This is a genomic window from Prochlorococcus marinus, from assembly GCF_001180245.1.
Classification (GTDB): Bacteria; Cyanobacteriota; Cyanobacteriia; order PCC-6307; family Cyanobiaceae; genus Prochlorococcus_A; species Prochlorococcus_A marinus_F.
This window is the reverse complement of record NZ_CVSV01000102.1, coordinates 1-221: the sequence shown is the minus strand read 5'-3', so window position 1 is coordinate 221 and position 221 is coordinate 1. Positions and strand designations below refer to the sequence as shown.

1 protein-coding gene is annotated in these 221 nt (G+C 35.3%); it reads right to left on the bottom strand.

The window, feature by feature from the left end; all coding sequences use genetic code 11:
• A partial coding sequence (locus AMO19_RS08850) for a hypothetical protein (protein ID WP_445013446.1) occupies positions 1-128 on the bottom strand: 128 nt, incomplete at its 3' end.
• Positions 129-221 lie beyond the last annotated feature (93 nt).

Sequence of the window (221 nt, the reverse complement as noted above, 5' to 3'; positions counted from 1 at the left end):
ATAGAAATATGATCTTTCAAAATACCCATTTCGCCTTCATAGGCTGGAACGATCACCTCAGTAACATCCTCTTTTGAAAGAAAAGATTGCTCTGGATTTACTATTTCTATTTTAAACTCTTCACTCATTAAGCTGCAGCTTCTTTTTCCATCTTCTCTGCTTTTTCTATAGCTTCTTCAATTGTTCCTACCATGTAAAAAGCGGCTTCTGGTAAATGATCA